The 23,792-nt window shown below is 63.1% G+C and carries 24 protein-coding genes; 15 read left to right on the top strand and 9 right to left on the bottom strand.

Annotated features, from left to right (window positions below; genetic code table 11):
* Positions 1–2: 2 nt before the first annotated feature.
* Both B586_RS17735 and fadD3 read right to left on the bottom strand, forming a co-directional pair.
* The gene (locus B586_RS17735; protein WP_054879243.1) at positions 3–1,139 is read right to left on the bottom strand and encodes an acyl-CoA dehydrogenase family protein; all 1,137 of its coding nucleotides are present in this window, start codon (positions 1,137–1,139) and stop codon (positions 3–5) included.
* A gap of 1 nt (position 1,140) precedes the next feature.
* Positions 1,141–2,676: a 3-((3aS,4S,7aS)-7a-methyl-1,5-dioxo-octahydro-1H-inden-4-yl)propanoate--CoA ligase FadD3 gene (gene fadD3 / locus B586_RS17730; protein ID WP_054879244.1), complete on the bottom strand. Its 1,536-nt coding sequence runs from the start codon at positions 2,674–2,676 to the stop codon at positions 1,141–1,143.
* Between the two features lie 46 nt (positions 2,677–2,722).
* Between fadD3 and ipdE1 the strand changes: the two genes are divergently transcribed.
* The 5 genes from ipdE1 to B586_RS17705 all read left to right on the top strand — a co-directional run bounded on the left by ipdE1 (position 2,723) and on the right by B586_RS17705 (position 7,457).
* Positions 2,723–3,883: an acyl-CoA dehydrogenase IpdE1 gene (gene ipdE1, locus B586_RS17725; protein WP_054879245.1), complete on the top strand. Its 1,161-nt coding sequence runs from the start codon at positions 2,723–2,725 to the stop codon at positions 3,881–3,883.
* Positions 3,880–4,668, top strand: a complete 789-nt coding sequence (gene ipdF / locus B586_RS17720; RefSeq protein WP_047316594.1) for a (5R,7aS)-5-hydroxy-7a-methyl-1-oxo-2,3,5,6,7,7a-hexahydro-1H-indene-carboxyl-CoA reductase — start codon at positions 3,880–3,882, stop codon at positions 4,666–4,668. The genes ipdE1 and ipdF overlap by 4 nt, the downstream gene beginning before the upstream one ends.
* Before the next feature lie 50 nt (positions 4,669–4,718).
* Complete coding sequence (gene kstR2 / locus B586_RS17715; protein WP_156166579.1) at positions 4,719–5,315, top strand: TetR family transcriptional regulator KstR2; 597 nt, start codon at positions 4,719–4,721, stop codon at positions 5,313–5,315.
* Positions 5,316–5,336: 21 nt separating this feature from the next.
* The gene (gene fadA6, locus B586_RS17710) at positions 5,337–6,485 is read left to right on the top strand and encodes a steroid 3-ketoacyl-CoA thiolase FadA6 (protein ID WP_047316596.1); all 1,149 of its coding nucleotides are present in this window, start codon (positions 5,337–5,339) and stop codon (positions 6,483–6,485) included.
* 102 nt (positions 6,486–6,587) lie between these two features.
* Positions 6,588–7,457, top strand: a complete 870-nt coding sequence (locus B586_RS17705; protein ID WP_054879246.1) for an endonuclease domain-containing protein — start codon at positions 6,588–6,590, stop codon at positions 7,455–7,457.
* A gap of 51 nt (positions 7,458–7,508) precedes the next feature.
* On the opposite strand, the gene ipdC is transcribed toward B586_RS17705, so the two are convergent.
* From ipdC to echA20, 4 genes are all read right to left on the bottom strand, one after another.
* Positions 7,509–8,585 (bottom strand): (3aS,4S,5R,7aS)-5-hydroxy-7a-methyl-1-oxo-octahydro-1H-indene-4-carboxyl-CoA dehydrogenase, encoded by a 1,077-nt coding sequence (gene ipdC, locus B586_RS17700; RefSeq protein WP_054879247.1) that lies wholly within the window; start codon positions 8,583–8,585, stop codon positions 7,509–7,511.
* Positions 8,586–8,691: 106 nt separating this feature from the next.
* Positions 8,692–9,444 carry a cholesterol ring-cleaving hydrolase subunit IpdB gene (ipdB, locus tag B586_RS17695; RefSeq protein WP_156166580.1) on the bottom strand — a complete coding sequence of 251 codons (753 nt, stop codon included), beginning with the start codon at positions 9,442–9,444 and terminating at the stop codon, positions 8,692–8,694.
* 2 nt (positions 9,445–9,446) lie between these two features.
* Complete coding sequence (gene ipdA, locus B586_RS17690; RefSeq protein ID WP_054879248.1) at positions 9,447–10,325, bottom strand: cholesterol ring-cleaving hydrolase subunit IpdA; 879 nt, start codon at positions 10,323–10,325, stop codon at positions 9,447–9,449.
* Between the two features lie 80 nt (positions 10,326–10,405).
* Entirely contained in the window at positions 10,406–11,149 is a 744-nt protein-coding gene (echA20, locus tag B586_RS17685; protein ID WP_054879249.1) for a (7aS)-7a-methyl-1,5-dioxo-2,3,5,6,7,7a-hexahydro-1H-indene-carboxyl-CoA hydrolase, read from the bottom strand.
* A 68-nt stretch (positions 11,150–11,217) separates the two neighbouring features.
* On the opposite strand from echA20, the gene B586_RS17680 reads away from it, so the two are divergent.
* From B586_RS17680 to eccB, 3 genes are all read left to right on the top strand, one after another.
* The gene (locus B586_RS17680) at positions 11,218–12,009 is read left to right on the top strand and encodes an SDR family oxidoreductase (protein WP_054879250.1); all 792 of its coding nucleotides are present in this window, start codon (positions 11,218–11,220) and stop codon (positions 12,007–12,009) included.
* Between the two features lie 27 nt (positions 12,010–12,036).
* On the top strand, positions 12,037–12,960 hold the full coding sequence (locus tag B586_RS17675; protein ID WP_054879251.1) for an SDR family oxidoreductase: 924 nt from the start codon (positions 12,037–12,039) through the stop codon (positions 12,958–12,960).
* 219 nt (positions 12,961–13,179) lie between these two features.
* Positions 13,180–14,601, top strand: coding sequence for a type VII secretion protein EccB (eccB, locus tag B586_RS17670; RefSeq protein ID WP_047316623.1), 1,422 nt, complete (start codon positions 13,180–13,182; stop codon positions 14,599–14,601).
* 12 nt (positions 14,602–14,613) lie between these two features.
* Here the strand turns inward: eccB and B586_RS17665 are convergent, their stop codons facing one another.
* The 3 genes from B586_RS17665 to B586_RS17655 are packed head-to-tail and all read right to left on the bottom strand — an operon-like array spanning position 14,614 to position 16,644.
* Positions 14,614–15,060 (bottom strand): nitroreductase family deazaflavin-dependent oxidoreductase, encoded by a 447-nt coding sequence (locus tag B586_RS17665; protein WP_054879252.1) that lies wholly within the window; start codon positions 15,058–15,060, stop codon positions 14,614–14,616.
* A gap of 13 nt (positions 15,061–15,073) precedes the next feature.
* Positions 15,074–15,460 carry a DUF8021 domain-containing protein gene (locus tag B586_RS17660; RefSeq protein WP_054879253.1) on the bottom strand — a complete coding sequence of 129 codons (387 nt, stop codon included), beginning with the start codon at positions 15,458–15,460 and terminating at the stop codon, positions 15,074–15,076.
* 8 nt (positions 15,461–15,468) lie between these two features.
* Positions 15,469–16,644 (bottom strand): steroid 3-ketoacyl-CoA thiolase, encoded by a 1,176-nt coding sequence (locus B586_RS17655; RefSeq protein ID WP_047316605.1) that lies wholly within the window; start codon positions 16,642–16,644, stop codon positions 15,469–15,471.
* A gap of 161 nt (positions 16,645–16,805) precedes the next feature.
* Here B586_RS17655 and B586_RS17650 point away from each other — a divergent pair, with 161 nt between their 5' ends.
* From B586_RS17650 to B586_RS17620, 7 genes are all read left to right on the top strand, one after another.
* The gene (locus B586_RS17650; protein WP_047316606.1) at positions 16,806–18,059 is read left to right on the top strand and encodes a cytochrome P450; all 1,254 of its coding nucleotides are present in this window, start codon (positions 16,806–16,808) and stop codon (positions 18,057–18,059) included.
* A 17-nt stretch (positions 18,060–18,076) separates the two neighbouring features.
* Positions 18,077–19,120 carry an acyl-CoA dehydrogenase family protein gene (locus tag B586_RS17645; RefSeq protein ID WP_054880836.1) on the top strand — a complete coding sequence of 348 codons (1,044 nt, stop codon included), beginning with the start codon at positions 18,077–18,079 and terminating at the stop codon, positions 19,118–19,120.
* On the top strand, positions 19,105–20,268 hold the full coding sequence (fadE29, locus tag B586_RS17640; RefSeq protein WP_047316607.1) for an acyl-CoA dehydrogenase FadE29: 1,164 nt from the start codon (positions 19,105–19,107) through the stop codon (positions 20,266–20,268). The genes B586_RS17645 and fadE29 overlap by 16 nt, the downstream gene beginning before the upstream one ends.
* Positions 20,265–21,230, top strand: coding sequence for a bifunctional MaoC family dehydratase N-terminal/OB-fold nucleic acid binding domain-containing protein (locus B586_RS17635; protein ID WP_047316608.1), 966 nt, complete (start codon positions 20,265–20,267; stop codon positions 21,228–21,230). The genes fadE29 and B586_RS17635 overlap by 4 nt, the downstream gene beginning before the upstream one ends.
* The gene (locus B586_RS17630) at positions 21,227–21,628 is read left to right on the top strand and encodes a MaoC family dehydratase (RefSeq protein WP_047316609.1); all 402 of its coding nucleotides are present in this window, start codon (positions 21,227–21,229) and stop codon (positions 21,626–21,628) included. Before B586_RS17635 ends, B586_RS17630 begins: the two co-directional genes overlap by 4 nt.
* Complete coding sequence (locus B586_RS17625; RefSeq protein ID WP_054879254.1) at positions 21,628–22,809, top strand: lipid-transfer protein; 1,182 nt, start codon at positions 21,628–21,630, stop codon at positions 22,807–22,809. Before B586_RS17630 ends, B586_RS17625 begins: the two co-directional genes overlap by 1 nt.
* 88 nt (positions 22,810–22,897) lie before the next feature.
* Complete coding sequence (locus B586_RS17620) at positions 22,898–23,737, top strand: hypothetical protein (protein ID WP_054880837.1); 840 nt, start codon at positions 22,898–22,900, stop codon at positions 23,735–23,737.
* The last annotated feature ends 55 nt before the right edge of the window (positions 23,738–23,792 follow it).

The following is a 23,792-nucleotide window of genomic DNA, read 5'->3' as shown; positions in this document are numbered from 1 at the left end:
TGCTACCCCTTCTTTTCTCGAGGCAGGCCTAATAGCCGCTCCGAGATGATGTTGCGCTGGATTTCGTTGGTACCGGCGTAGATCGGGCCGCCCAGTGCGAACAGCAGGCCCTCGGTCCACGGCCCGGCAAGCTCGCCGTCGGCGCCCAGGAGGTCGAGCGCGGTCTGATGCAGCTGCACATCGAGGTCGGACCAGAACACTTTGGTCACCGAGGATTCCGCCCCCAGCTCCCCGCCGGCAGCCAGCCTGGTTACCGTTCCGAAGGTTTGTAGTCGGTAGGCCTGCGCCTTGATCCAAACATCGGCGACGCGGTCGGCGAAGACTGCGGGTGAGCCGTTGTCTTTCCACAGCTGCACCAATCGTTCTGCGGCGGCCAGGAAGCGGGCCGGGCTGCGCAGCGACATTCCGCGCTCGTTGCTCGACGTGCTCATGGCCGCGCGCCAACCGTCGTTCGGGGTGCCGATGACGTCGATGTCGGGGACGAAGACGTCGTCGAAGAAGATTTCACCGAAGCCGGTGTCGCCGCCAAGTTGGACGATGGGCCGCACCGTGATGCCTTCGGCCTTCAGGTCGAACATGAAATATGTCAGCCCGTTATGGCGCTCCGCTGCGGGGTCGGATCGAAACAGGCCGAATCCCATCTCGGCAAACGGTGCCCGCGAACTCCAGATTTTCTGCCCGTTGAGCAGCCAGCCACCGTCCGTCTTGGTTGCGGCGGACCGCAGTGACGCCAGGTCGCTGCCGGCTTCGGGCTCCGACCACGCTTGGGCCCAGATCTGTTCTCCGCTAGCCATTTTGAGCAGTATCCGGTCCAGTTGCTCCTGGGTACCGTGCGCGAACAACGTCGGTGCCAGCATCGAGGTGCCGTTGGCGCTGGCCCGGCCGGGCGCTCCGGCGCGGAAGTATTCCTCTTCGAACACCACCCAGTGCAGTAGTGGCGCGTCACGGCCGCCGTACTTCTTCGGCCAAGTGATCACCGACAGGCCCGCGTCAAACAGTACCCGGTCCCAACGACGGTGTTGCGCGAAACCTTCGGCGTTGTCGTAGGACATCGTCGGGATCGACTTGGCGTTGGCCGACAGAAAGTCCCGCACCTCGGCCTGGAAGGCTAGTGTCTCTTCGTCTAGTTCCAGGTCCATTTCAAGCCAGCCCTCGCAGTTGTGGTTTGATCACCTTGCCGCCGGCATTGCGCGGCAACGCATCGACGAACTGTACTGACCGCGGTGCCTTGAAGTTCGCCAAATGTTCACGGGTGTAAGCGATCACAGCTTGCTCGTCAAGTGTCGAGCCTCGCCGGGCGACCACGAACGCCCGGCCGACCTCGCCCAGGCGCTGGTCGGGAACTCCGACGACCGCGACGTCGGCCACCCCGTCCATCCGGGCCAGTACCTGTTCGACTTCGGCGGGGTAGACGTTGAATCCGCCGCAGATGTACATGTCCTTGAGACGGTCGGTAATTCGCAAGTTGCCGGCCACATCGACGGCTCCGATATCGCCGGTGTGCAGCCAGCCGTCGGCATCGATAGCCGCGGCAGTCGCTTCCGGGTCGTCCAGGTAGCCCAGCATGACGTTTGGCCCGCGCAGCAGCACTTCACCGGCCTCTCCGGCGGCGGCCGAGTCGATGCGCAATTCGAAGTCGGCGAACGGGCGGCCGCAGGTGGTGGCGACCGTTACCGCGTTGTCGTCGGCGCGGCACATGGTTCCCATACCGTTGGCCTCAGTCAGACCGTAGGCGGTCAACACAATGTCAATGTCGAGTTCGGACTGCATACGTTCCACCAGCACCACCGGCACGGTGGCCGCCCCGGTCACCGCGAACCGCAGCGAGCTCAGGTCGTAGTCACCGCGGGCCGGGTGGTCGAGCAGGCTTTGGTAGATGGTGGGCGGCCCGGGCAACACGGTAATGCGCTGTTGCTCGATCGCCTGCAGCGTGCGTAGTGGATCGAACGTCGGATGCGGGATCAGCGTCGCGCCGGTCTGCAGGCAGGCCAGGATGCCGGCTTTGTAGCCGAAGTTGTGAAAGAACGGGTTGATGCATAGGTAGCGGTCGGCGCTGGTGATTTCGCCGCAGGCAGCCCACGCCGCCGAGCCCGACAGCGATTGTCGGTGCGCGCACAGTACGCCCTTGCTGCGGCCGGTGGTGCCGGAGGTGAACAGGATGTCGCTGACGTCGTCGGGCGCGACGGCGGCAGCGCGTGCCGCGACGGCACCCGGTTCGCGGCCCTGGGCCATGAAGTCGTCCCAGGTTCCGTCGTTCGCCTCTACCGGCACCCGGACGATGTGCCGCAACGCCGGCAATGCGGCGCGGTCCAGACGGGCAACCCGGTCGGCGTCGAGGAACTGACCCATCGCGAACAACACCAGCGCACCGGTGCGAGCGAGGATGTCGGCGGCTTCCTCGGCGGTGTAACGGGTGTTGACGGGCACCAGCGTGGCACCGGCGTGGTGGATCGCCAGACACGCCACCACCCAGTGCCAGGTGTTGGGCGACCAGATCGCGACCCGGTCGCCGGGCGCGACGCCGAGCGCGATCAGTGCCGCGGCGGCTTGGTATACCTCGTCGCGCAGGGCGGCTGCCGTAAAACACCGGTCGTCGGTGATCAACGCGTCGTGGTCGGGAAGCTCGCGCGCGAAACGATCCAGCGCCGCCGGCACGGTGTGGGGACCGCTCGTCATCGATGCTCCTCACAAAGCAAGTGCTTGGTAGGTTAGCCTACAGGTCATGCAGGATGTCGAGGAGTTCCGGGCGGAGGTCCGCGGTTGGCTCGCCGACAATCTGGTGGGCGACTTCGCAGCACTGAAGGGGCTCGGCGGGCCGGGACGCGAGCACGAGGCGTTCGAGGAACGTCGGGTCTGGAACCAGCATCTGGCGGCGGCCGGACTGACGTGTCTGGGGTGGCCGGTCGAACACGGCGGGCGGGGCCTGCCGACCGCACACCGGGTGGCGTTCTATGAGGAGTATGCCCGCGCCGACGCGCCGGCCAAGGTTAACCACTTTGGCGAGGAGCTGCTAGGGCCAACGCTGATCGCATTCGGAACGCCCGAGCAACAGCAGCGCTTCCTGCCGCGCATCCTCGATATCACCGAGCTGTGGTGCCAAGGATATTCAGAACCCGGCGCCGGCAGTGACCTGGCGAATGTGTCGACTACGGCCGAGCTTGATGGCGATCAATGGGTGATCAACGGTCAGAAAGTCTGGACGTCCTTGGCGCACCTGTCGCAATGGTGCTTCGTGATCGCGCGCACCGAGAAGGGCTCCAAGCGGCACGCCGGGCTGTCGTATCTGCTGGTGCCGCTGGACCAGCCCGGCGTCCAGATCCGGCCAATCGTCCAGATCACTGGTACCTCGGAGTTCAACGAGGTGTTTTTCGACGACGCCCGCACCGACGCCAGCATGGTGGTCGGCCAGCCGGGTGATGGCTGGCGGGTCGCGATGGGCACCTTGACTTTCGAGCGCGGCGTCTCGACTCTAGGGCAGCAAATCGTCTATGCCCGTGAGCTTTCCAGGCTGGTCGAGCTGGCACAGCGCAACGGCGCCGCCGATGACCCGTTCATCCGGGAGCGGCTGACCCGGGCCTGGGCCGGGTTGCGCGCGATGCGTTGCTATGCCCTGGCCACCTTGGAAGGGCCAGCCGGCGGTGGTCAGCCGGGTCAAGACAACGTGTCAAAGCTGCTGTGGGCCAATTGGCACCGCGATTTGGGTGAGTTGGCGATGGATGTGATCGGCAAGCCCGGTATAACCTTGGCCGACGGCGAGATGGACGAATGGCAGCGGCTGTTTCTGTTCACCCGGGCAGACACCATCTACGGCGGCTCCAACGAGATCCAACGCAACATCATCGCCGAGCGAGTGCTCGGTTTGCCCCGGGAGGTCAAAGGATGACCCTGTCTGTCGCGCCGAAAGAAGTTGCTGGACACCGGCTTTTGGACGGCAAGGTGGTTGTCGTGACCGCAGCCGCCGGCACCGGCATCGGCTCGGCCACCGCACGGCGGGCCCTTGTCGAGGGCGCCGACGTCGTGCTCTCCGACCATCATGAACGACGGCTGACCGAGACCGCCGCCGAGCTGTCAACGCTGGGACTGGGCCGGGTGGAAAGCGTGGTGTGCGATGTGACGTCCACCGCCCAGGTCGATGCCCTCGTCGCGTCGGCCACCGCCCGGATGGGTCGCATCGACGTGCTGGTCAACAATGCCGGGCTGGGAGGGCAGACTCCGGTGGCCGACATGACCGACGATGAATGGGACCGCGTTCTTGACGTGACGCTTACCTCGGTGTTCCGAGCCACCCGCGCAGCACTGCGGTATTTCCGCGATGCGCCGCACGGGGGAGTGATCGTCAACAACGCCAGCGTCCTTGGCTGGCGGGCTCAACATTCGCAGTCGCACTATGCGGCCGCCAAAGCCGGCGTGATGGCGCTGACCCGTTGCAGCGCAATAGAAGCCGTCGAATACGGGGTGCGGATCAACGCGGTCTCGCCCAGCATCGCCCGCCACAAGTTTCTGGACAAGACGACTTCGACAGAGCTGCTGGACCGGTTATCCGCCGACGAGGCGTTCGGGCGCGCCGCCGAGCCCTGGGAAGTGGCGGCCACGATCGCGTTCTTGGCCAGCGACTACTCCAGCTATCTCACCGGTGAGGTGATCTCGGTCTCCAGTCAGCATCCGTGACCCATGCCTCACAACTAGCCGAGCAAGCGCTTGGTTGATACCCTGACTAGGTGGACCGAGTGACCGGTCAGGCGAACAGCCGCCGCGACGAACTACTGGGGCTCGCCGCTACCATGTTCGCTGAGCGTGGCTTGCGCGCCACCACCGTGCGTGACATCGCCGACGGTGCCGGCATCCTGTCGGGCAGTCTGTACCACCATTTCTCCTCCAAGGAAGAGATGGTCGACGAGCTGCTGCGGGGGTTCCTGGACTGGCTGTTTGCCCGCTATCGCGAGATCCTGGACAGCGAGGCCAATCCGCTGCAGCGGTTCACGGGTCTGTTTATGGCGTCATTCGAGGCGATCGAGCATCGGCATGCGCAGGTCGTCATCTACCAAGACGAAGCGGGGCGGCTGTCATCGCAGCCGCGGTTTTCCTATATCGAGGACATGAACCGGCAACAACGCAAGATGTGGGTCGAGGTGCTCAGTGAAGGCATGCACGAGGGTTACTTCCGGCCCGACCTCGATGTCGACCTGGTCTACCGTTTCATCCGTGACACCACCTGGGTGTCGGTGCGCTGGTATCAACCCGGCGGGTCGCTCACCGCAGGCCAGGTAGGTCAGCAGTATCTCGCCATCGTCCTTGGCGGAATCACGGCGAATTGATCTGAAGAAGGAGTGACGCAAATGTCTGAGGCGTACATTGTGGAGGCTGTGCGTACCGCGGTCGGCAAGCGCAACGGATCCTTGGCCGGCGTACATCCGATTGACTTGGGGGCCAACGTATTCCACGGTCTGTTCGGACGTGTCGACGTGGACCCTGCCGCTGTTGACGACGTGATCGTGGGCTGTGTGGACGCCATCGGAGGGCAGGCGGGCAACATCGGCCGGTTGGCGTGGTTGGCGGCGGGTTACCCGGAGGAGGTTCCTGGCGTCACCGTCGACCGGCAATGCGGGTCCAGCCAGCAAGCGATTTCGTTTGGCGCACAAGCCATTATGTCAGGCACAGCGGACGTCATCCTGGCCGGCGGTATGCAAAATATGAGCCAGATCCCCATCGCATCGGCGATGGAGGTCGGCAAGCAGTTCGGCTTCACCTCGCCGACCAGCGAGTCCAACGGCTGGCTGCACCGCTATGGCGACCAGGAGATTTCCCAGTTCCGGGGTGCTGAGCTGATCGCTGAGCGGTGGAACCTGTCTCGCGAAGAGATGGAGCAATACGCGCTGAACAGTCACGAGCGTGCCTTATCGGCAATCCGGGCAGGGCATTTCGACAACGAGATAATCGCAGTCGGGGACTTCTGCATCGATGAGGGGCCTCGGGAGACATCGCTGGAGAAGATGGCGGGATTGAAGCCCCTTACCGAGGGCGGCCGGTTGACTGCGGCGTTGGCCAGCCAGATCTCCGACGGCGCCAGCGCGGTATTGCTCGCTTCCGAGCAGGCTGTCAAAGATCACAAATTGACTCCGCGGGCCCGCATCCACCACATCAGTGCGCGTGGCGCCGACCCGGTATTCATGCTCACCGGGCCCATCCCCGCCACCCGCTACGCGCTGGAAAAGACCGGTCTGTCCATCGACGACATCGACACCGTCGAGATCAACGAAGCGCTTGCGCCGGTCGTGCTGGCCTGGCTTAAGGAGATCAAGGCCGACCCGAAGAAGGTCAACCCCAACGGCGGCGCGATCGCCCTCGGTCATCCGCTGGGTGCCACTGGGGCCAAGTTGTTCACCACCATGCTGGGTGAGTTGGAACGCACCGGCGGCCGTTACGGGCTGCAGACGATGTGCGAGGGCGGCGGCACCGCCAACGTGACGATCATTGAGCGGCTATAGCCGCTCGGCGCCGAGTGTGAACCACACGACGGTCTATCGGCGTGTCGCGTCGCAGGATTCACAGTCGGTGTAGTTGTCAGTGGGTGATGCCACCATTCGCCCATGAAGGAACTCCCGTGGCCACTTTTGGGTTCGGAGGCATTGGCTGCGAAGGCCATCCCGGAGCGGACAATGCGTGCGATGTACGAGTCGGTCTACCCGGGTGTCTATGTTCCGTCTGGTATCGAACTGACCGCGAGCCAGCGCGCCTGCGCGGCATGGCTGTGGTCGCGGCGACGGGCAGTCGTCGCCGGAAACTCGGCGGCCGCGCTGCTCGGCACAAAGTGGGTAAGCCCGGTGCTGGCTGCCGAACTGGTACACGACAACCGAAAGCCCCCGCCGCAGATCGTCGTGCATACCGAAACGTTGGCGCCGCACGAGATACTGGAGGTTGACGGTATCGCGGTAACCACCCCGGCGCGCACCGCCTTCGATATTGGGCGTCGAACAACCGCACGACTCCAATCGGTGCAACGGCTCGACGCGTTGGCGAATGCGACCGACGTCAAGATCACTCAAGTGGAGGCGGTCATTGCGGAACATTCCGGCGCGCGTGGTCTGGTTCGGCTGCGACGGGTATTGCCGCTTGTCGATGGAGGTGCGGAATCCCCGCAGGAGACACGAACTCGGTTGGCGTTGGTTGACGCGGGCCTGCCGAGACCGCAGACACAGATTGCGGTGTTCGACGAATACGGGGACTTCATCGCCCGCCTTGATATGGGCTACGAGAAATTGCGGGTCGGTATTGAGTACGACGGATCGCAACACTGGACAAACCGTGAGCAGCGCGACCGCGACATCGACCGGTACAGCGGATTGCTCGATCAGGGTTGGACGATCATTAGGGCCAGTAGTGAACTGCTCCGATATCGGCAGGGCACGTTCGTGGCCCGCGTCGTTGCTGCCATGCGCGCGGCGGGATGGCGCCCGTGAGTGCCGAGTGTGAACCACACGACGGTCTATCGGCGTGTCACGTCGCAGGATTCACAGTCGGCGGTCGATGAGGGCTCCCGCGGCCTGCAAATGCTCGATCGCGTCCTGCACGATCGAGTGGATCAGCTCAGCGCACGACGGCAGATCATCGAGGATGCCGGCCACCTGGCCAGACGCCAACACCCCGGCATCGGTATTGCCGTCAACTAACCCAGCTTTTAACAGCATTGGGGTATTGGCCGCCATCACCACCTGAGACCAGGTCAGCTCCTTGCCGTGGCGCATTGCCAGGCCGTCGCGGATCATTGACCGCCACGTCATCTGCGACAGCTGCTTGAACTTCGCGGCATTGCGCACTGCAGCAATGAATCCCCTTGCTCGCGAGCCACTTTCCAACTTCTCGACAAGTCCGGTGCGCAACACACGGTGTGGCATGCCGTCGACTCGTGTGGTGACCATCGTCCCATCGAGCGCCGCATCCAGATAGCGGCGTTTGACCGCATCGGGCACGGTGGAGTCCGAGGTGAGCAGGAACCGGGTGCCCATCGCCACGCCGGCCGCCCCGTAGGACAGCGCTGCCGCCAGCCCGCGTCCGTCGAAAAATCCGCCCGCCGCGATCACCGGGATGCCGCTGCCCTGCACAGCGTCCAGCACGGAAGGCAGCAGCAGCGTTGTTGCGACGGGTCCGGTGTGTCCGCCGCCTTCGCCGCCCTGCACGATCATCGCGTCGGCGCCCCAGCTGGCGACCTTGCGCGCATGTTTGGCCGCGCCGATCGACGGGATAACAACCACCCCAGCGTCTTTCAGTCTGGCTATCAGTTCCTGTTTGGGTGCCAACGCAAACGATGCCACCTTCACGCCCGCGTGGATCATCAGCTCGACGCGGTCGGCGGCGTCGGCGGCGTCAGCGCGGATGTTGACACCGAACGGCTTGTCGGTGGCGGCCTTGACCTTACTGATGGCGGTTTCCAGCTCGTCCAGGGTCATGGTGGCCGACGCCAGGATGCCGAGGCCGCCCGCGTTGGCCGTGGCCGACACCAGCCGCGCACCGGCCACCCAGCCCATCCCGGTCTGCACCACCGGGTGCTGGACGCCCACCAGGTCGGTCAGCGGCGTGCGTAACTTCATAGCCACCGCCGACGATGCAGTGGGGGCACCCCCAGCCGCGAAGCGGCGAGGGGGACGAAGCGATGAGGTGGGGGTACCTCCCGCTTGCGGGGGAGAGGTGGAATAATCATGATCGTATCTCTCTGTCCCGCCACGACTTCGGGTCGATGACCGCGCGGATCAGGCGCAGTTCGTCGTCGGTCGGCAACCTGGTCTCGTCGGCCTCGTCGAGACCATGCATCTCGAACGAGGTGGCCTCGCGGACCTCATCGCGCGACACCCCGGGGTGCAGGGTCAAGGCCCGCATCGTGTGGTCGGGGCCGCCGAAGTCGAACACGCCGAGGTTGGACACCACCCGATACGGGTTGGCGAACCGGAACGCGGGATTGTCGGTGTCCACCTTATCGTGGCCGATGCCGCAGACAATGTCGACGGCCTCGCAGAACACCCGCTTCGAGTGGTTGCCGACCCAGTAGCTGGTCGCGTGGTTGATCGCGTTGCCGGGTGCACCACGAACGCCGAACATCTGCCGAGTCGGGTGTTGCAGCGGTCCGAACGCCGAGAGGTTCTGATTGCCGAAGCGGTCAATCTGATTGGCGCCCATCACCACATGGCGTCGCCCCCAGGCCAGCGTCTCGAACACCCGGCCGAACGGCATCCAGCCCTCGATCCTGTTTGGGCCTCCGGTCGCTCCTAGCGTCGGGGTGTCGGCCAGCAGCTGCGCCTCACCGTCGGTCAGCAAAATGTCGGGAGAGAAAGTGAGACGCGCCAACCGGGCGCCGATGGCAGCCATGTTCGTCATCGGGCTGACCAAAATTTCGCCTACGTCCCGGAACAACTCAGCGCAAGCGACCGCGCATATTTCAGCTCTAGTGCTCACGATCAAGACTCCTCACGGAAAGCTCGCACAGCAGCTTGATATTCGGCTTCGCTGCCCGATAGGTAGGTCGCGACGAACTGCCGCCAACTTTCCTCGGAGGAGGCGGCTTCGGCATAGTGCCGCTGGAATTTCTCATCACGGTCGTAATCCGGTGCAGCGGTAGTGAAGTGGGCGCCACCCGGCGCTTCCACGACGGCGTCGACCATCATCCGGTTCACTAGCAGCGCCTGCGGCGGCACCGCCTTGACCAGCTCCTGAGTGGATACCACCCGTTCAACGGACAGATAGCGCTTCTCGGCGGCCATCAGGAAGAGATCGTCAAAGTATGGGTCGATGCCGGTATAAGCGGCATTGCCTTGGCTATCACCAAGATTGAGGTGGACGAAGGCAGCATCCAACCGCAGCGCCGGCATAGCGATCAGCGTCTCGTAGCCGCCGCCGGGTGCAGGGTACGGCGAGCGAACGGTAGTCAGCTCGCCCTCCCAAAAGTCCGGTACCGAACTGCCCAGTCCGGCGCGGATCGGCAGGAACGGCAGCCGCTGCGCTGCCGCCTGCAGCCCGCAGCGCAGCATGCCCTCGTCCATTTCCCGGGCTTCGATCGCCCCGCTGGTGCGTGCCTTGGCGAACCACGGGTCGTAGAACGGGGGCGAATCCAGGGAGACGAACCCGTAGTAGACGCGTCGTACCTTGCCGGCCGAGCACAGCAGTCCCAGGTCGGGACCGCCGTAGCTGACCACGGTCAAGTCCGTGAGGTCGGTGCGCAGCATGGCGCGCACGAATGCCATCGGCTTGCGTCGGGATCCCCAGCCGCCGATGCCGATGGTCATGCCGCTGCGCAGTTGCGCGACCGTGTCGTCGAGGGTGGTTCGCTTGTCGCTCATTCCGCGCCACTCCTCCTCATCGCTTCGTCCCCCTCGCCGCTTCGCGGCTGGGGGTGCCCCCACTGCATCGTCGTCGGCGGCTATGGTTTCTTGACGAACGTGTCGCGGTGCTCGTCGGACACCCCGGCGAGGTTGAGCTCAAAGGTAAAGCCTTGCTCCATACGATAACTCGAGTTAACACGTTGTACGTCGATAAGATTCAACGCTTCCTTGGCGGCGCGAATGACCCGGGTGTCCTTGGCCGCGATGTCGCGGGCCAGTCGTAGTGCGGCCTCGTCCAACTCCTCGCGGGGCACCACTTCGTGCACCGAGCCGAAGTGGTGCAAGGTGGCGGCGTCCACGGTGGCCGCGGTGAAGAACAGTCGCCGCATCAGGTGCTGGGGGACCAGCCGTGACAGATGGGTGGCCGCCCCGAGTGCGCCGCGCTCCACCTCCGGCAGCCCGAAGGTAGCGTCGTCGGAGGCCACGATGACATCGGAGTTGCCGATTAGGCCAATGCCGCCGCCGACGCAGAACCCGTTCACCGCGGCGATCACCGGCACCGCGCACTCGTACACCGCGCGGAATGCGGCGAAGCAGCCGCGGTTGGCGTCGATCAGGGCAGTGAAGCCTGCAGTTTGCTGCATTTCCTTGATGTCCACACCGGCGTTAAACCCGCGCCCCTCGGCTCGCAGGATCACCGCGCGGGTATCGGGACTGTCGCCGGCTGTCGTAATCGCGTCGGCGAGTTCGAACCAGCCGCGTGACGGGATCGCGTTAACGGGTGGGTAATTGACGGTGACCGCGACAATGCCCGGTTCAGTGGTGCTAGATGTGATGGGCAAGGTGGCACCTCCCTGGGGAACGTATGGGCCGACTACCTAAGCAAGCACTTGCTTGGTACGCTAGCACAGTGACTCGCGCCGAAGGAGGCCCCCCTTCTGGAGAAGCCATCAATTTGGGACTTGCCGGGCGGGTGGTTTTGGTCACCGGTGGCGTCCGCGGTGTAGGTGCGGGTGTCAGTTCGGTTTTCGCTGAACAGGGCGCGACCGTGATCACCTGCGCACGACGAGCCGTCGAAGGTTTGCCACATGAGTTCCATGCCTGCGACATCCGCGATGAGGACTCAGTGGCTCGGCTCATTGGCTCAATCGCTGAACGGCACGGACGCCTCGACGTGTTGATTAACAACGCCGGAGGATCGCCGTATGTCTTGGCGGCTGAGGCCACGCACACCTTCCACCGTAAGATCGTAGAACTCAATGTGCTTGCACCACTGTTAGTTTCGCAGCACGCGAATACATTGATGCAAACGCAACCTAACGGCGGGTCGATTGTGAACATTTGCAGCGTCAGCGGTCGCCGTCCCACCCCGGGTACGGCCGCCTACGGGGCGGCCAAAGCGGGTTTCGAAAACCTGACTCTCACACTGGCGGTGGAATGGGCTCCCAAGGTCAGGGTTAATGCGTTGGTGGTCGGCATGGTGGAAACTGAACAGTCGGAACTGTTCTACGGTGACGCTGAGTCGATCGCTCGGGTAGCTGCCACCGTGCCATTAGGGAGGCTGGCGAAACCCAGCGACATCGGCTGGGCTGCAGCGTTTCTGACGTCTGATGTGGCTTCATATATCAGCGGAGCCACGCTGGAGGTGCACGGCGGCGGTGAGCCACCGCCCTATCTTGCCGCTTCCAGCGTCAACAAGTAATTAGATAACACGTAAGGAGCAATGGGTATGGGCGTGGGCAGCGGCCTGCTAGAAGGCCGTGTCGTCATCGTCACCGGAGCGGGCGGCGGTATCGGTCGCGCGCATGCGCTGGCTTTCGCGGCCGAAGGTGCGCGCGTGGTGGTCAACGACATTGGGGTCGGCCTGGACGGATCGCCCGCCAGCGGGGGCAGCGCCGCGCAGCGCGTGGTCGACGAAATCACGGCAGCCGGTGGGGAAGCCGTCGCCAACGGATCCAACATCGCGGACTGGAATGAAGCGGCGGCCCTTGTTCAGACTGCCATCGACGCCTTCGGCACCCTGGACGTCGTGGTCAACAACGCCGGCATCGTGCGCGACAGGATGATAGCCAACACCAGCGAGGAGGAGTTCGACGCCGTCATCGCGGTGCACCTCAAGGGTCACTTCGCCACGATGCGGCACGCCGGCTCGTACTGGCGCGCACTGTCCAAAGAGGGCAAAACCGTTGATGCACGGATCATCAACACCAGTTCCGGTGCTGGCCTGCAGGGCAGCGTCGGGCAGGGAAACTACAGCGCCGCTAAGGCCGGAATTGCGGCGATGACGCTGGTCGGCGCCGCAGAAATGGGTCGTTACGGCGTAACCGTCAACGCCATCGCACCGTCGGCCCGGACCCGCATGACCGAGACCGTCTTCGCTGAGATGATGGCAAAACCGGCCGAAGGATTCGACACGATGGCGCCGGAAAACGTGTCACCGCTGGTGGTGTGGCTGGGCAGCGCTGCATCCCGTGGCGTGACCGGGAGGGTGTTCGAGGTCGAGGGCGGCATCATCCGCGTCGCCGAGGGCTGGGCGCATGGCCCCCAAGTCGATAAGGGCGCGAGGTGGGAGCCCGCCGAGTTGGGGCCCGTCGTCACCGACCTGTTGGCCAAGTCGCGGCCGCCGGTCCCGGTTTATGGGGCCGGGTCTTGATTCACCGCGGCTGACGGCAGCCTCATCGCCGGCGTGGTGGCCATCGATGGCAAGGCGATGTTTCCCGACCCGCTACACTTGGTCGATTTGCCGACGACGCATGGGATCCGGCCGCGCGCATCGTGATAACCGTGCCGTGGCCCGCCGACCGCATGGCCGCCGCGGCGGCAAATCGGTGCTGCGCGGTGGGTGCGCGCCGCAACGGGAGGGAGTGAACAATTGGGTCTTCGCTTGACTACCAAGGTTCAGGTTAGCGGCTGGCGCTTCCTGCTTCGCCGACTTGAACATGCCATCGTGCGGCGAGACACCCGGATGTTCGACGATCCGCTGCAGTTTTACAGCCGGTCGGCCACAGTCGGCATGGTGATCGCGCTAATGCTCGTGGCCGGCGCCGGATTCCTAGCCTACTTCAAACCAGTGGGCAAACTGGGTGGCAGCAGTTTTTTCGCTGACCACACGACCAACCAACTTTATGTGATGTTGTCAAGGCAGCTGCATCCTGTCTATAACCTGACTTCGGCGCGATTGGTGTTGGGCAATCCGGCGAACCCAGCCGTCGTGAAATCCGCCGAACTGAGCAAGCTTCCCGTGGGTCAGACCATTGGGATCCCCGGCGCTCCTTATGCCACACCCGTTTCGGGTGTTTCTTCGTCGATCTGGACACTCTGTAACACCGTCGCGACATCCGGCAGCTCTTCGCCGACGGCGCAGACCGCGGTGATAGCAATGCCGTTGGTGATGGATTCCTCGATAGATGTGATCCGGCCTAATGAGGCGCTGCTGGTGTCTTACCAGGGCAAAACATGGATCGTTACCCAACAGGGCCGGCACGCCATCGATCTAGATGACCGCGCTCTGACCTCGGTGGCGGGCATACCCATGAGCGCCCAGCCGACCCCCATCTCCGAGGAGATATATAACGCCCTGCCCGACGCCGGTCCGTGGCAGCTACCGCCGGTGCCCGATGCGGGCGCGCCGAATTCCTTGGGGCTGCCTGAAGATTTAGTGGTCGGGTCGGTGTTTCAGCTCCTTACCGGAGCGGGGTCGCAATACTATTTGGTGCTTGCCGACGCGATCGCGAAGGTGAACGCCGCCACCGCTGAGGCGTTGCGTGCTACCCAGTCATATGGACTAGCAGCGCCACCGGCGATGGAACCCAGCCGGGTTGTCAGGATCGACGAAGAGGTTTACCAATCACCGCTGCCCGATGAACCGCTCAAGATCGTGGCTCGGCCGGACGCGACTACGCTGTGCTGGACGTGGGAGCGCGGAGTCGGCGACCAGGCGCCGAAGACCACGGTGCTGGCGGGTCGGCACCTGCCGATAGCGCCATCGGCGATGGCCGCAGGCATCAAGCAACTCCACGGCAAGGCCACCGTGTACATAGACGGTGGAAAATCTGTCGCATTGCAGTCCCTGGACCCTCGATACGGTGAATCCCAGTACTACATCGACGAACAAGGTGTGCGGTACGGAGTTCCCGACGCGGACGCCGCCAAGGCGTTGGGCCTGACGTCACCCGAAACCGCGCCGTGGCAAATCGTTCGGCTCCTGGTCGACGGCCCGGTGCTATCCAAACAGGCCGCCCTGCTCGAGCACGACACATTGCTCGCGGACCCAAGCCCCCAAACCGATAAGTGAGAGCCCGAACCTTCAGGGATCGCAGATGACGACCGGGATCACCCGCTCGGTCCACGACTGGTAGTCCTCGAGGGTGGGATATACGGCGGTCAGCTTCGGCCAGTATTTTGCGCGCTCTTCGGCGGTGGCGTCGCGTGCCCGCAGCTGCAGTACCTCTTTCTTAATCTGCACCGAGACTTTCGGGTTTTCCTTGAGGTTGAGGTACCACAGCGGGTGTTTGTCGGAGCCGCCCCGCGACGCCACCAGCACCACGCGATCGTCGTCGCGCACATAGATCAGCGGGCTCACCCGCGGACCACCGGTCTTGCGGCCGGTCGTGGTCAGCAATGCGACCGGGGCCTTCTGAATCGTGCCGCCGAGCTTTCCGTTGCTGCGGCGATAGATCCACGTGTTGGCCCGAGATGTCCACTTGATCACGGTGTCGGCCCAACGCGAATTCAACGCTCGTGGTTTTTCCATCGGGTGGGTATTCCTAGCGGTGAATGAATGGTTTGAAGCGAACCTTGATGTGGTGGATTTCGGCTTTCCCGCTTGGGTTTTCGGCAGGAATCAGGAAGGTCTCGTTAACCCGCGCGGCAAGCCTGCTGCCGCAAAACGCCATCTTCGTCAGCACGTCATACGCCGCGTGTACCTCATCGCCGACGATCTGGTAGTGCGGTGGCGTCGTGTCGGCGATAACCCAGTACTGAGGTCCGCGATTGAGGCTGCGCCGCAGGTGATTTCCGGAAAATCCGTTCTTGACGCCTTGCTCGACCCGAGTGCATCCCGCCGCCAACGGAACGGAGTCCCCGTCATGGCTGACGAGCGCGTCGATGTAAGCCTGTGCGGCGGCGATGCGGCTCTCTTCAGAAACGATCACCGCTGGTGCTAGATCCGCTCGATGATGGTGCCCGTGGACAGGGCTCCGCCCGCGCACATGGTGATCAGCGCGGTGCTCTGGTCGGTGCGTTCCAGCTCATGCAGCGCGGTGGTAATCAACCTACTGCCGGTGCAGCCCACCGGATGGCCCAATGCAATTGCTCCGCCGTTGACGTTGACCTTGGCCATGTCGGGATCGTGTACCCGCGCCCACGACAACACCACCGATGCGAACGCCTCGTTGATCTCGACGATGTCGATGTCGCCGATCTTCATTCCCGCCTTCTCCAGCACCTTGGCGGTCGACTGCACCGGCCCGTCTAGGTGGTAGTAGGCCTCCGCGCCGACCAACGCTTGGCTGACGATCCGCGCCCGCGGTCTTAACCCAATGGCCTTAGCTTTCTTCTCATCCATCCACAACACCGCCGCTGCGCCGTCGGAGATCTGCGACGACGTGCCCGCAGTATGTATCCCGCCCTCGAGCACCGGTTTGAGCTGGCTCAAGCCCTCCATGGTGGTGTCGCGCAGGCCCTGGTCGCGGGTCACCACGTGTCGTTGCATGGTGGGCTGCTGCTGCTCGTCTAGCACTGGAGCCTCGATCGGCGAGATCTCCCGATCGAAACGGCCCTCGTCCCACGCTCGCTTAGCGCGTAGCTGAGATTCGAATCCGAACGCGTCGATCTCTTCGCGGGTGATGCCGCGACGCTTGGCGATTCGCTCGGCGGCCTCGAACTGGTTCGGCATGTCGATGTCCCATGACTGTGCGCGGATGAGCGAGCGGTCCGGACCCGCGTTGGCACCTAGGCCCACCCGGCTCATCGCCTCGACGCCGCAGGCGATACCGATGTCGATAGCGCCGATAGCAATCAAGCCGGCGATGAGATGGTTGGCCTGCTGGCCACTGCCGCACTGACAATCGACGGTGGTGGCGCCAACGTGTTCGGGCAATCCCGCGGTCAGCCATGCCGTTCGGCTGATGTTATTCGACTGTTCGCTGAACTGGGTCACGCAGCCGCCGATAATTTGTTCGATGTCGCCGGCTTGCAAGCCAGATGAGATACCGGCCTTGTCGACCAGCGCCTTTTGCACTGCCCCAAGTAGCTCGGTGGAATGCAGCCCTGACAACCATCCATTGCGTTTGCCGATCGGGCTACGGGTCGCTTCAACGATTACCGGGTTCCCCATGGGGTCAGGCTAGAACACGTTTCATTACTATGACAAGCGAGGACGCGTCGGCACCTTTTGTCTGCGGTGAAGGCATGTTTTACTGGCAGTACAGCGTCACTAGGAGAGCTAGTGTCCTCCAACTCGCCGGCCAATAAGGACTGTCAGTAAGGAGAAGTAGCGTGCCCCGCCCGAATCTTCCACCCGGATTCGACCTGACGGATCCTGACATGTACGCCCTGCGGATACCGGTCGAAGAGTTCGCCGAGTTGCGCGCATCCGCGCCGATCTGGTGGAACCAGCAGGCTCCCGGTACTGGCGGAGGTTTCCATGACGGCGGCTTCTGGGCGATCACGAAACTTGACGACGTCAAAGAGGTGTCGCGTCGTAGCGACGTCTTCTCCAGCTGGCAGAACGGGGTGATACCGCGGTTCCCCAACGAGATAGCTCGTGAGGAGATCGAGGTGCAGCGGTTCGTCATGCTGAACATGGACGCGCCGCACCACACCCGGTTGCGTAAGATCATTTCTCGCGGTTTCACGCCGCGGGTCGTCGGACGTCTGCACGATGAACTCAACGATCGCGCCCAAAAGATCGCCAAAGCGGCGGCGGTCGCGGGTTCTGGAGACTTCGTCGAGCAGGTGTCGTGCGAGCTGCCACTCCAGGCCATTGCGGGTTTGCTGGGCGTGCCGCAAGAGGACCGGGGCAAGCTATTTGAATGGTCGAACCAGATGACCGGCAGCGAAGACCCCGAGTACGCCGATATCGATCCGAAGATGGCCTCGTTGGAGTTGATCACCTACGCGATGAAGATGGCCGAGATCAAGGCCAAGAATCCCGGCAATGACATCGTGACCGCGTTGATCGAAGCCGATATCGACGGTGAAAAGCTTTCCGACGACGAGTTCGGCTTCTTTGTGGTGATGCTCGCCGTCGCCGGCAACGAGACCACCAGGAACTCCATTACTCAAGGCATGATGGCGTTCGCTGACCACCCCGACCAGTGGGAGCTGTACAAAAAGGAGCGTCCGGAGACCGCCGCCGACGAGATCGTCCGGTGGGCCACTCCGATCACCGCCTTCCAGCGCACCGCGCTCGAGGATTACGAGTTGTCCGGTGTTCCGATTAAGCAGGGCCAGCGGGTGGTGATGTTCTACCGCTCGGCCAATTTCGATGAAGAGGTCTTCGGAGATCCCTTCACCTTCAACATCCTGCGCAACCCCAACCCGCACGTCGGCTTTGGCGGTACCGGGGCGCATTATTGTATCGGCGCCAATCTGGCCCGGATGACGATCAACCTGATCTTCAACGCCGTAGCCGACCACATGCCCGACCTGAAGCCGATTTCGACGCCGGAGCGACTGCGGTCAGGTTGGCTCAACGGCATCAAGCGCTGGCAGGTTGATTACACCGGGAAGTGCCCGGTGGTTCATTGATGGATTTAAAAGACCAGATGGACTTCGAGCTCACCGCGACGCAGCAGGCTGTCGCCGATGTGGTTACGACGGTGCTGGACCGGGAGTTGACGTGGGATGCGCTGGTTAGCGGCGGTGTGACGGCCTTGCCCGTTCCGGAACGCCTCGGCGGTGACGGGGTGGGCCTACTCGAGGTCGCGACGGTGCTGACTGAAGTGGGTCGTCACGGCGTTGCCACACCGGCGCTGGCGACGTTGGGTCTCGGTGTGGTGCCGCTGCTCGCCCTGGCCTCGGCGGAGCAACAGGACCGATACTTGGCCGGGGTCGCCACGGGAGGGCTGTTGACAGCAGCGCTCAACGAACCCGGTGCGGCGCTGCCGGATCGACCTGCCACCAGCTTCGTGAATGGGCGGTTGTCGGGCACCAAAGTCGGTGTTATGCATGCCAAACAAGCGGACTGGATGCTGGTGACGGCCGACTGCGCGGTCGTGTTGGTAGCACCGGGCGCCGATGGTGTGCAGCTGACCAAGACACCGACCTCGAATCGTTGCGACGAGTACACCGTCGGATTTACCGAGGTCGAGATCGCTGATTCGGACATTTTGGCGGGCGCGCTGGCACACCGGGTCAACCAGCTGGCGTTGGCAATGATGGGCGCTTACGCCAATGGGCTGGTCGCAGGGGCGCTGCGGCTCACCGCTAACTACGTGGCCAACCGGCGACAATTCGGCAAACCGTTGTCCACCTTCCAAACTGTTGCGGCGCAGCTCGCCGAAGTCTACATCGCTTCGCGCACTATCGATTTGGCGACAAAGTCGGTGATCTGGCACCTGGCCGAAGGCAGTCAGGCCGACCCCCACGTCGATAGCGACCTGGACGTTCTCGGGTACTGGGTGACTTCGCAGGCGCCACCAGCGATGCAGATTTGCCACCACCTACACGGGGGCATGGGTATGGACATCGCATATCCGATGCACCTCTACTATTCGACGATCAAAGACCTGACCCGGTTGCTGGGCGGGCCGTCTCATCGGCTCGAACTCGTCGGAAATTTGGCAGGTGCGCAATGTTCATCGACCTGACTGTCGAGCAGCGACAGCTGCAAGCCGAGCTACGGCAATACTTTTCGAATCTGATTACGCCCGATGAGATCAAAGAGATGGAGAAAGACCGGCACGGCGCCGCATACCGCGCCGTAATTCGGCGGATGGGTCAGGACGGCAAGCTCGGTGTTGGGTGGCCCAAGGAATTCGGCGGCCTCGGATTCGGTCCGATCGAGCAGCAGATCTTCGTCAACGAGGCCCATCGGGCCGACGTGCCATTGCCCGCCGTGACACTGCAGACAGTCGGACCCACCTTGCAGGTGTATGGCAGTGAGATGCAGAAGAAGAAGTTCCTGCCAGCGATTCTGGCGGGGGAGGTGCACTTCGCGATCGGCTACACCGAGCCCGAGGCGGGCACCGACCTGGCGTCGTTACGCACCTCCGCGGTCCGCGACGGTGACCACTACATCGTCAACGGCCAGAAGCTCTTCACGACGGGTGCGCATGATGCCGACTACATCTGGCTGGCTTGCCGCACCGATCCGGAAGCCGTTAAGCACAAGGGCATTTCGATCCTGATCGTGGACACCAAAGACCCAGGCTACTCATGGACGCCGATCATCCTGGCCGACGGTGCCCACCACACCAATGCCACGTACTACAACGACGTGCGGGTACCGGTCGACATGCTGGTCGGTGAAGAAAACGGCGGATGGCGCCTGATTACCACCCAGCTCAACAACGAGAGGGTAATGCTCGGTCCGGCGGGCCGCCTCGCCGGCATCTACGATCGGGTACGCGCGTGGGCTTCTAAGCCCGGTGGTGACGGCGTCACTCCGATCGATCACGACGATGTAAGGCGGGCGCTTGGCGAGATTCATTCGATCTGGCGGATCAATGAGCTGCTCAACTGGCAGGTGGCAGCAGCCGGCGACCACATCAACGTGGCCGATGCTGCAGCGACGAAAGTATTTGGCACAGAGCGTGTTCAGTATGTCGGTCGGCTGGCCGAGGAGGTTGTCGGCAAGTACGGTAACCCTGCTGAGTCCAACACCGCCGAGTTGCTTAGCTGGCTAGATTCGCAGACTAAGCGTAATTTGGTGATCACATTTGGCGGCGGCGTGAACGAAGTTATGCGCGAGATGATCGCTGCCTCTGGTCTCAAGGTGCCGAGGGTACCGAGATGAGCGGGGCGAGCGACATTCGGGAAGCTGTTGCGCAGATCAAGGCGGCGGGTAGCAGTAAGCCGCGGGCAGCCCGGGATCCGGTGAATCGCCCGACGATCAACAACTGGGTTGAGGCGATCGGTGACCGCAACCCCATTTACGTGGATGAGGTTGCGGCTCATGCCGCCGGTCACCCGGGAATTGTGGCTCCCCCGGCGATGATTCAGGTGTGGACGATGTTTGGCTTGGGGGGAGTTCGTCCGAAGGACGACCCATTGGGGCCCCTCATCAAGCTGTTTGACGACGCCGGCTACGTCGGCGTGGTTGCTACCAATTGCGAGCAAATCTATCATCGCTATCTGCGGCCCGGCGAGGAAGTGAGCGTCAGCACCGAGCTCGGCGATGTGGTGGGGCCCAAACAAACCGCGCTTGGCGAAGGCTGGTTCATCAACCAACACATCGTCTGGCAGGTCGGCGATGAAGATGTGGGCGAGATGGATTGGCGCATTCTTAAATTCAAGCCACGCGCCGAATCCAAGACTTCGCGGAGTTCGGTGCCTGCGGACCTGGACCCCGACGCCATGATGCGGCCCTCGTTATCGCGCGATACCACTTTCTTTTGGGAAGGCGTTAAGGCGCACGAGCTGCGAGTTCAGCGGCTTGCGGATGGCGGCCTGCAGCACCCGCCGGTGCCGGCGGTGTGGCAGAGCAAGTCCGAGCCGATCGACTACGTCGTGGCCAGCGGCAAGGGCACGGTGTTCAGCTTCGTCGTACACCATGCGCCCAAGGTGCCAGGCCGCACACTGCCTTTCGTCATCGCTCTGGTGGAGCTGGACGAGGGCGTGCGCATGTTAGGCGAGCTCCGCAACGTCGACCCGGCCGCGGTCGAGATCGGAATGCCAGTTCGCGCAACCTATATCGATTTCCCGGCCGGTGATAGCGGGCCGGAATGGACACTCTACGCGTGGGAGCCCGACGTATGAGCACGCGTGCTGTTGAGGTTGGCGCCACCCTGCCCGAGCTTAAGCTCTACGGAGATCCCACATTCATCATCTCAACGGCGTTGGCCACCCGAGACTTTCAGGATGTGCATCATGACCGCGACAAGGCTCAAGCCAAGGGATCCAAGGACATCTTCGTTAATATCCTCACCGACACCGGTCTGGTGCAGCGCTACGTCACCGACTGGGCCGGGCCGTCGGCGCTGATCAAGTCGATTGGGCTGCGTCTCGGGGTGCCGTGGTACGCCTACGACACGGTGACGTTTTCCGGTGAGGTGATTGCGGTCGACGACGGCTTGATTACGGTAAAGGTGGTGGGTCGTAACAGTCTTGGCGATCACATCATCGCGACCACCAAGCTGACGATTGGGGATGCCTAATGGCTTCGGGTTCGCTCAGTGGTCGAGCCGCCATCGTTGGCATCGGCGCCACCGATTTCTCAAAGGACTCCGGTCGAAGCGAGCTGCGGCTGGCCGCTGAGGCGGTGCGTGACGCGCTCGACGATGCCGGTTTGAGTCCGGCCGATGTTGACGGGTTGACCACGTTCACGATGGATACCAACACCGAAATCGCCGTTGCGCGAGCGGTTGGCATCGGAGAGCTGAAGTTTTTCTCCAAGATCCACTACGGCGGCGGTGCCGCGTGCGCGACCATCCAGCACGCCGCGATGGCCGTCGCCACTGGGGTCGCCGAGGTTGTGGTGGCCTACCGGGCATTTAACGAGCGTTCCGGTATGCGGTTCGGCCAGGTGCAGACCCGGCTAGCGGGAAACGCTGATGCCCAGGCTGATTCAACGGCGGCGGACAATTCCTTCTCGTATCCGCATGGTCTTTCGACGCCGGCTGCGCAGGTTGCGATGATCGCTCAGCGTTACATGCACCTATCCGGAGCGACCAGTCGGGACTTCGGTGCTGTCTCAGTGGCTGACCGCAAACATGCCGCCAAGAACCCCAAGGCATATTTCTACGAAAAGCCGATAACCATTGAAGACCATCAGAATTCGCGATGGATCGCCGAACCGCTGCGGTTGCTGGACTGCTGCCAGGAGACCGACGGCGCGGTCGCGATCGTCGTAACGTCGCCTGCGCGGGCGCGAGACCTCAAGCAGCGCCCGGCGATTATTGAGGCGGCGTCGCAAGGGTCCAGCCCCGACCAGTACACGATGGTCAGCTACTACCGGCCCGAACTCGGTCTGCCCGAAATGGGTCTCGTCGGACAGCAATTGTGGCAGCAGTCCGGGTTAACACCAAACGACATTCAGACCGCTGTGCTCTACGACCACTTCACGCCGTTCACCCTGATTCAGTTGGAGGAGTTGGGATTCTGCGGCCGAGGTGATGCCAAGGACTTCATCGCCGACGGTGCGATCGAGGTGGGTGGGCGGCTGCCCATCAATACGCATGGCGGTCAACTTGGTGAGGCCTACATCCATGGTATGAACGGCATCGCCGAGGGGGTGCGACAGTTGCGTGGCACCTCGGCGAACCCGGTGCCGAACGTCGAGCATGTGCTCGTCACCGCGGGCACTGGGGTGCCGACGTCGGGCCTCATCCTCGGCTAGCGCCTGCTTCTTCTTCGCTGAGCGTGAAGTTAGGTCCACGTTCGACAGGTGAAGTGACGCCAGCTGTGTGGCATGCGACGCTGCGGCGATGGTTGAGCCGTTCCTTGGTAGTGAGGCCATTGCTCGTGGGCTTCTCACCAGGAGCCAGCTAGCTACCCGCTACACCAGGCTGTTCCGGGATGTCTACGTCAATCGTGATGTAGAAACAACTGCAGCTTTGCGCGCGAAAGCGGGATGGCTCTGGGCGAAGCGTCAGGGAGTCGTCGCGGGACTATCGGCGGCCGCTTTGCACGGTAGCAAGTGGGTCGACGATACGACGACTGTGGAATTGATCCATGACAACCGCCACAGGATGCCGGGCATTTGCACGCGCGGGGACCGCATCGAGGAAGACGAGATCACTGCTGTCAACGGCGTTCCAGTGACGACACCGGTCCGAACAGCGCTCGACCTCGGTTGTTGGTATCCAACCACGAGGGCGGCTGCTGCGATCGACTCGTTGGCCCGTGCGACGGAAATCAAAGCGGCTGACATAGAGCTATTGACTTTGCGATACCCGGGACGTAGAGGAATCGCACGTGCGCGCCTCGCATTCACTCTGTTCGACGCTGGGGCGCAGTCGCCGAAAGAGACCTGGTTGCGGCTGGTTCTGGTGCAGGCTGGCCTACCACGGCCGCAAACCCAGATTCCGGTGCGGGATGAATTCGGCCAAGCGATCGCGTATCTGGACATGGGGTGGGAGGACGTTAAAATCGCCGTCGAGTACGACGGCGATCACCACCGCAGCGATCGCTCACAATTCGGTTGGGACATCAGGCGATTGGAGAGGTTGCAGCACAAAGGCTGGATCGTGATCCGGGTGGTCGCGGGGGATCGACCCGCCGAGATCGTTCGACGAGTCCGCACGGCACTGTCTAGCCGAGCGTGAAGTTAGTTTCACGCTCGGCACCGAACGTGAGAGTAGTTTCACGCTCGGCGGGCGC

This window comes from Mycobacterium haemophilum DSM 44634, from assembly GCF_000340435.2.
Taxonomy (GTDB): domain Bacteria; phylum Actinomycetota; class Actinomycetes; order Mycobacteriales; family Mycobacteriaceae; genus Mycobacterium; species Mycobacterium haemophilum.
Note: the sequence above shows the minus strand (reverse complement) of the source record. Positions and strands in the feature narration are given on the sequence as shown.